This window comes from Pseudomonas sp., assembly GCF_050739995.1.
In the GTDB taxonomy this organism is placed as follows: Bacteria; Pseudomonadota; Gammaproteobacteria; order Pseudomonadales; family Pseudomonadaceae; genus Aquipseudomonas.
The window spans coordinates 1-5,746 of the sequence record NZ_JBOICG010000350.1 but is presented as its reverse complement, the minus strand read 5'-3'; the positions used below and the strand labels follow the sequence as shown (position 1 = coordinate 5,746).

The following is a 5,746-nucleotide window of genomic DNA, read 5'->3' as shown; positions in this document are numbered from 1 at the left end:
GCCCACTCTCAAGGGTATTTTCAGCGTGAACGACAACGGCTCCCTGGGTGCATTGTCAGCCATCGAAGCCAGCGGCCTGGACGTAAAACTGGTCAGCGTCGACGGCGCGCCGGAAGCGATCAAGGCGATCCAGAAACCCGGCAGCAAGTTCATCGCCACCTCGGCTCAGTACCCCCGCGACCAGATCCGCCTCGCCCTGGGCATTGCCCTGGCCAAGAAATGGGGCTCGCAAGTGCCCGCCACGATCCCGGTGGACATCACCCTGATCGACCAGGCCAAGGCCAAGGACTTCAGTTGGTAGATCCCCCAGGCCTCACGCAATCCGTGGGGCTTAAGGTTTCCTTCTGAATACGAGGTTGGCGGTATGAGCAGTCTTTTGAAGCTGGAAAATATCTGTAAGCGCTACCCGGGCGTACAGGCCCTGAAGTCCATCAACCTGCAAGTGGAGCGCGGCGAGATCCACGCGTTGCTTGGGGAAAATGGCGCGGGTAAATCAACCCTGATGAAAATCCTCGGCGGCGTCGAGCATCAGGACGAAGGCCAGATTCTGATCGACGGCCAGGCGCAACATTTCGCGACCTACCGCGATGCAATTGCCGCCGGTATCGGCATCGTGTTCCAGGAGTTCAGCCTGATTCCCTATCTCACGGCGGTGGAAAACATCTTCCTCGGTCATGAGCTGAGTAACCGCTTCGGCCTGCTGCGCAAGCGCGAGATGGTTGAGGCATCCGAGGCGTTATTCAAGCGCTTGGGCGTGACCATCGACCTGCAATGCGCGGTCAAGCACTTGAGTGTGGCCGAGCAGCAGTTTGTCGAAATTGCCAAGGCGTTGGCCCTGGATGCGCGCTTGCTGGTGCTGGATGAGCCGACTGCCACCCTCACACCCAGCGAAGCCGAGCTGCTGTTCGAGATCATGCGTGAGCTCAAGCGCCAGGGTGTGGCGGTGATTTTTATCTCTCACCACTTGGAGGAGATTTTCCAGGTGTGCGACCGCATCAGTGTGCTGCGTGACGGCGGCAATGTGGGGGTTACCGATGTGGCTGACAGCGACATTGACCGTCTGGTCGAGATGATGGTGGGCCGTCGTCTGGAAAGCAGTTTTCCACCCAAACCGACGAAAGCACGCGGCCCGTTGTTATTGGAGGTCAAGGATATCCAGCTAGTACGCAACGGCCCCCACAACAGCTTCCAACTGCACAAGGGCGAGATTCTCGGCTTTGCCGGGCTCGTGGGTTCGGGCCGTACCGAACTGGCACTGGGCATGATGGGCGCGCTGCCGTCGGTGAGCAAAGACGTGTGGCTGCGCGGCGAAAAAGTCACGCTGGACGACCCGGCTCAAGCCCTGGCCCACGGCATTGGCCTGCTCCCGGAGAGCCGCAAGAGCGAAGGGTTGATCACCGATTTCAGCATTCGCGAAAACATCTCCCTGAACAACCTGCCCAAGTACCAGAACGCCTCTGGCCTGATCGACAAGGACCGAGAGTGTGCGAACGTCGATAGCCTGATGAAACAGCTGTCGATCAAGGCCCCCAGTGGCGAGAGCCGGGTGTTCAATCTCAGCGGCGGCAACCAGCAGAAAGTGGTGATTGCGCGCTGGATCAACCATCACTGCGACGTACTGGTGTTCGACGAGCCCACCCGTGGCATCGACGTCGGCGCCAAGGCGCAGATCTACGCTTTGATGCGCAGCCTGACCGAGCAGGGCTACGCAATCATCATGATTTCTTCCGAACTGCCCGAAGTCATCGGCATGTGCGATCGCGTCGCCGTGTTCCACAAGGGCGCCATCGTCAAGTTACTCGAAGCGTCCGCCGTCAATCCTCAAGAGGTCATGCGCCATGCAACAGGGAGCTCAAGTGAATACGTCCATTAACACCGGCGACGGCAGCCGACTGCGCCTGAACCTGGCGCGGCTGGTGCGCTCACCGGCGTTTTATCCCTTTGTCGGGTTGGTGGTGGTAACGCTGGTGATGATCCTTGCCAGCGACACGTTCCTGACCGCCAGCAACCTGTCGAACATCGCCCGCCAGGTGTCGATCAACGCGATTATCGCGGTGGGCATGACCTGCGTGATTCTCACTGGCGGCATCGATTTGTCGGTGGGGCCGGTGATGGCGTTGTCCGGCACTCTGACCGCCGGCCTGATGGTCGCGGGCTTGCCGCCTGGGTTGGCGATTGGCGCCGGGATGCTGATCGGCGTGGCCTTCGGTGTCGGCAACGGGCTGTTCGTCGCCTACCTGCACATGCCACCGATCATCGTCACCCTGGCGACCATGGGTATCGCCCGTGGCCTGGGCCTGATGTACACCGATGGCTACCCGATTTCCGGGCTGCCGGAGTGGTTCGGTTTCTTCGGCCGCCAGAGCCTGTTCGGCATCGAAGTGCCGATCCTGATCATGCTGATCACTTATTTTGCCGCCTATGTGCTGCTGCAACACACGCGCATCGGCCGCTATATCTACGCCATTGGTGGCAATGAAGAAGCGGTGCGCTTGTCCGGGGTGCGGGCGGCGCGCTTCAAGTTGTTGGTGTATGCCATCAGCGGGTTGACTGCGGCGATTGCCGGGCTGGTGCTGACCTCACGCTTGATGAGCGGCCAGCCGAATGCCGGCGTGTCGTTCGAGCTGGATGCCATCGCCGCCGTAGTGCTGGGCGGCGCCTCGATTGCCGGCGGGCGCGGGGTCATCGTCGGCACGCTGCTCGGTGCCATGTTGCTGGGCGTACTCAATAACGGATTGAACATGCTCGGGGTCTCGCCCTACGTCCAGAGCGTGATCAAAGGCGGAATCATTTTGCTGGCGATCTTTATCAGCCGTCAGCGCCATAAATAAACTCCTAACAAAAACAGGACCGAACACCATGGACAAGCACACCGAAATGCAAGCCGTCGTTTGCCACGGCCCCAAAGACTATCGCCTGGAACGCATCGGCAAACCCCAGGCCCGCGCCAATGAACTGGTGATCCGCATCGCCGCCTGTGGCATCTGCGCCAGTGATTGCAAGTGCCACTCGGGCGCGGCGATGTTCTGGGGCGGCGACAATCCGTGGGTCAAGGCACCGGTGGTGCCGGGGCACGAGTTTTTTGGCTACGTGGTGGAAGCGGGCGAGGGCGCCGAAGAGCACTTCGAAGTCGCCGTAGGCGACAAGGTGATCGCCGAGCAGATCGTGCCCTGCGGCAAGTGCCGCTTCTGCAAATCGGGCAAGTACTGGATGTGCGAAGTGCACAACATCTTCGGCTTTCAGCGTGAAGTGGCCGAAGGTGGCATGGCCCAGTACATGCGCATCCCCAAGACCGCCATCGTACACAAGATCCCTGAGTCGGTTTCGCTTGAAGACTCGGCGTTGGTGGAGCCTATGGCCTGTTCGATCCACACGGTCAACCGCGGTGATATCCAGCTCGACGACGTGGTGGTGATCGCCGGCGCTGGCACCCTAGGCCTGTGCATGGTCCAAGTCGCCGCGTTGAAGACCCCGAAGAAGCTGGTGGTGATCGACATGGTTGACGAACGCCTGGAACTGGCCAAGCAGTTCGGCGCCGACGTGGTGATCAACCCGTCCCGCGACAATGCCCGCGAGATCATCAACAGCCTCACCGATAACTATGGCTGCGACGTCTACATCGAAACTACCGGCGTGCCAGCTGGCGTGACCCAGGGCCTGGACCTGATCCGCAAGCTCGGTCGCTTTGTCGAGTTCAGCGTGTTCGGCGCCGAGACCAGTGTCGACTGGTCGATCATCGGCGACCGCAAGGAGCTGGACGTGCGTGGTGCGCACCTCGGCCCGTATTGCTACCCGATCGCCATCGACCTGTTCGAGCGTGGCCTGGTCACCTCCAAAGGCATCGTCACCCATGACTTCCCGCTGGACGACTTTGCCGAAGCCTTCGCGTTGGCCAATTCGACCCAGTCGATCAAGGTGCTGTTGAAGCCGGTGGCCTGAAAAATGAACTACGTCATGGGTGTCGATATAGGAACCCAGAGCACCAAGGCGCTGCTGGTGGATGGTCAAGGTACGATCATCGCCCAGCACAGCCAGGGGTATCGCGTGGATACCCCGAAAGTGCGCTGGGCCGAACAATGGCCGCAGGTCTGGCTGGATGCGGTCGAGGCCTGTGTGGCGCAGTGCATGGCCAAGTCGGGCGTGGCGGCGGAGCAGGTCAAAGCGCTGTGCATCAGCAGCTTGTACGGCGGTTCGGGGATTGCGGTGGATGCGCAGATGACGCCGTTGCATCCGTGCCTGATCTGGATGGACCGCCGCGCCGGCGAGCAGGTGGCGTGGGTGCGTGAGAACGTGGACCTGGAACGCTTGTTCGAAGTCACCGGCAACTCGGTGGACAGCTACTACGGCTTTACCAAGATGCTCTGGCTCAAGCAGCACCAGCCCGAAGTATGGGCGAACACCCGCTACCTGCTGCCACCCAACAGCTATATCAACTGGTGCCTCACGGGCGAGTTGGCGGTGGACCATAGCAGTGCCGGCAACATCGGTGGTGTCTACGACGTGAAGGCCCGTGGTTGGTCTGCCGAAATGCTCGATGCGCTGGGCATACCGCAAGCGATGATGCCGGAGCGCCTGGTGTATTCCGCAGAAGTCGTAGGTGGTTTGTTGGCGGATTGGGCTGCGCGCCTGGGGCTCCAGGCGGGCACGCCGATCCTTGCCGGGGGCGTCGATGCGGCGATGGCGACATTGGCCGCGGGCGTGACGCAGCCGGGCAATCACGTAGCCATGATCGGCACCAGCATGTGCTGGGGTTACTTGAACCAGCAGGTGGATGCCCATCACGGCTTGGTGAGCATGCCCCATGTCTACAACGGCCACCGCGACCTGTACATCTTCGGCGGAGCGATCACGGCCGGTGCCTCGGTCAGTTGGTTTCGCGAGCAGTTCTGCCAGGCCGAAGAGCAGCAGGCCCAGGCTACTGGCCAGGACAGCCTGGTGTTGCTGGAGCAAAGCGCGATGCATATCCCGGCGGGCAGCGAGGGCCTGTTGTTCCTACCGTATCTGATGGGCGAACGCAGCCCGGTATGGGACGACCGCGCTAGCGGCAGTTTCGTTGGACTGAACCTGTATCACAGCCGCATTCACCTGTACCGCGCGGTGCTTGAAGGCGTGAGTTTTGCCCTGCGGCACAACATTGAAGCCGGTACACAAGGTGCGCATTCGCTGGACCCGCGCTTGATTGTGGTCGGCGGGGCGAGCCATTCGGATTTGTGGATGCAGATCATTGCGGATGTCACGCGTTACCCGGTTTACACCATTGTTCAGGAAGTGGAAGCCGCATTGGGTGCAGCGTTGCTGGCGGCGCACACGGTGGGGCTTGTTGATGACGGTGAAATGGAAAAGGGTTGGGTGCAACTTGAGCGGCGGGCGCAGCCCAAGCGTGAGAATGTCATGACTTATGACCGGACGTTTGCCGAGTACTTGAAGCTGTATCCGACCTTGAAACCGATCATGCACAACCTGCAAACCCACTGATTCAACGCGGTCCGAAAATGTGGGAGCTGGCTTGCCTGCGATAGCAATCTTTCAGTCGGCGCATCATTGACTGATCTACCGCTATCGCAGGCAAGCCAGCTCCCACAGGGACCCTCATTGTTCTTGAGATTGTGATCTATGAACGCAGCCTTCGACTTCACCCACCACCGCATCCATGCACAACCTGCAAACCCACTGATTCAACGCGGTCTGAAAATGTGGGAGCTGGCTTGCCTGCGATAGCAATCTTTCAGTCGGCGCATCATTGACT

Annotated in this window: 5 protein-coding genes; all 5 read left to right on the top strand. The window is 60.5% G+C overall.

Annotated elements, in window-relative coordinates; translation table 11 throughout:
* Positions 1–301, top strand: a 301-nt coding sequence (locus ACRESD_RS11715; RefSeq protein ID WP_431751046.1) for a substrate-binding domain-containing protein, incomplete at its 5' end; no start/stop codon positions are given.
* 63 nt (positions 302–364) lie between these two features.
* Positions 365–1,873, top strand: a complete 1,509-nt coding sequence (locus ACRESD_RS11710; RefSeq protein WP_431751045.1) for a sugar ABC transporter ATP-binding protein — start codon at positions 365–367, stop codon at positions 1,871–1,873.
* Positions 1,839–2,831 carry an ABC transporter permease gene (locus ACRESD_RS11705; RefSeq protein ID WP_431751044.1) on the top strand — a complete coding sequence of 331 codons (993 nt, stop codon included), beginning with the start codon at positions 1,839–1,841 and terminating at the stop codon, positions 2,829–2,831. Before ACRESD_RS11710 ends, ACRESD_RS11705 begins: the two co-directional genes overlap by 35 nt.
* A gap of 28 nt (positions 2,832–2,859) precedes the next feature.
* A complete protein-coding gene (locus ACRESD_RS11700) occupies positions 2,860–3,939 on the top strand; it encodes an alcohol dehydrogenase catalytic domain-containing protein (protein ID WP_431751043.1) in 1,080 nt (359 codons plus the stop codon).
* 3 nt (positions 3,940–3,942) lie between these two features.
* Positions 3,943–5,475: an FGGY-family carbohydrate kinase gene (locus ACRESD_RS11695; protein WP_431751042.1), complete on the top strand. Its 1,533-nt coding sequence runs from the start codon at positions 3,943–3,945 to the stop codon at positions 5,473–5,475.
* Positions 5,476–5,746 lie beyond the last annotated feature (271 nt).

Bases quoted from the DNA above. Each gene is read 5' to 3' on its own strand.
- ACRESD_RS11710 (WP_431751045.1), top strand. From the start codon at position 365: ATGAGCAGTCTTTTGAAGCTGGAAAATATCTGTAAGCGCTACCCGGGC.
- ACRESD_RS11705 (WP_431751044.1), top strand. From the start codon at position 1,839: ATGCAACAGGGAGCTCAAGTGAATACGTCCATTAACACCGGCGACGGC.
- ACRESD_RS11700 (WP_431751043.1), top strand. From the start codon at position 2,860: ATGGACAAGCACACCGAAATGCAAGCCGTCGTTTGCCACGGCCCCAAA.
- ACRESD_RS11695 (WP_431751042.1), top strand. From the start codon at position 3,943: ATGAACTACGTCATGGGTGTCGATATAGGAACCCAGAGCACCAAGGCG.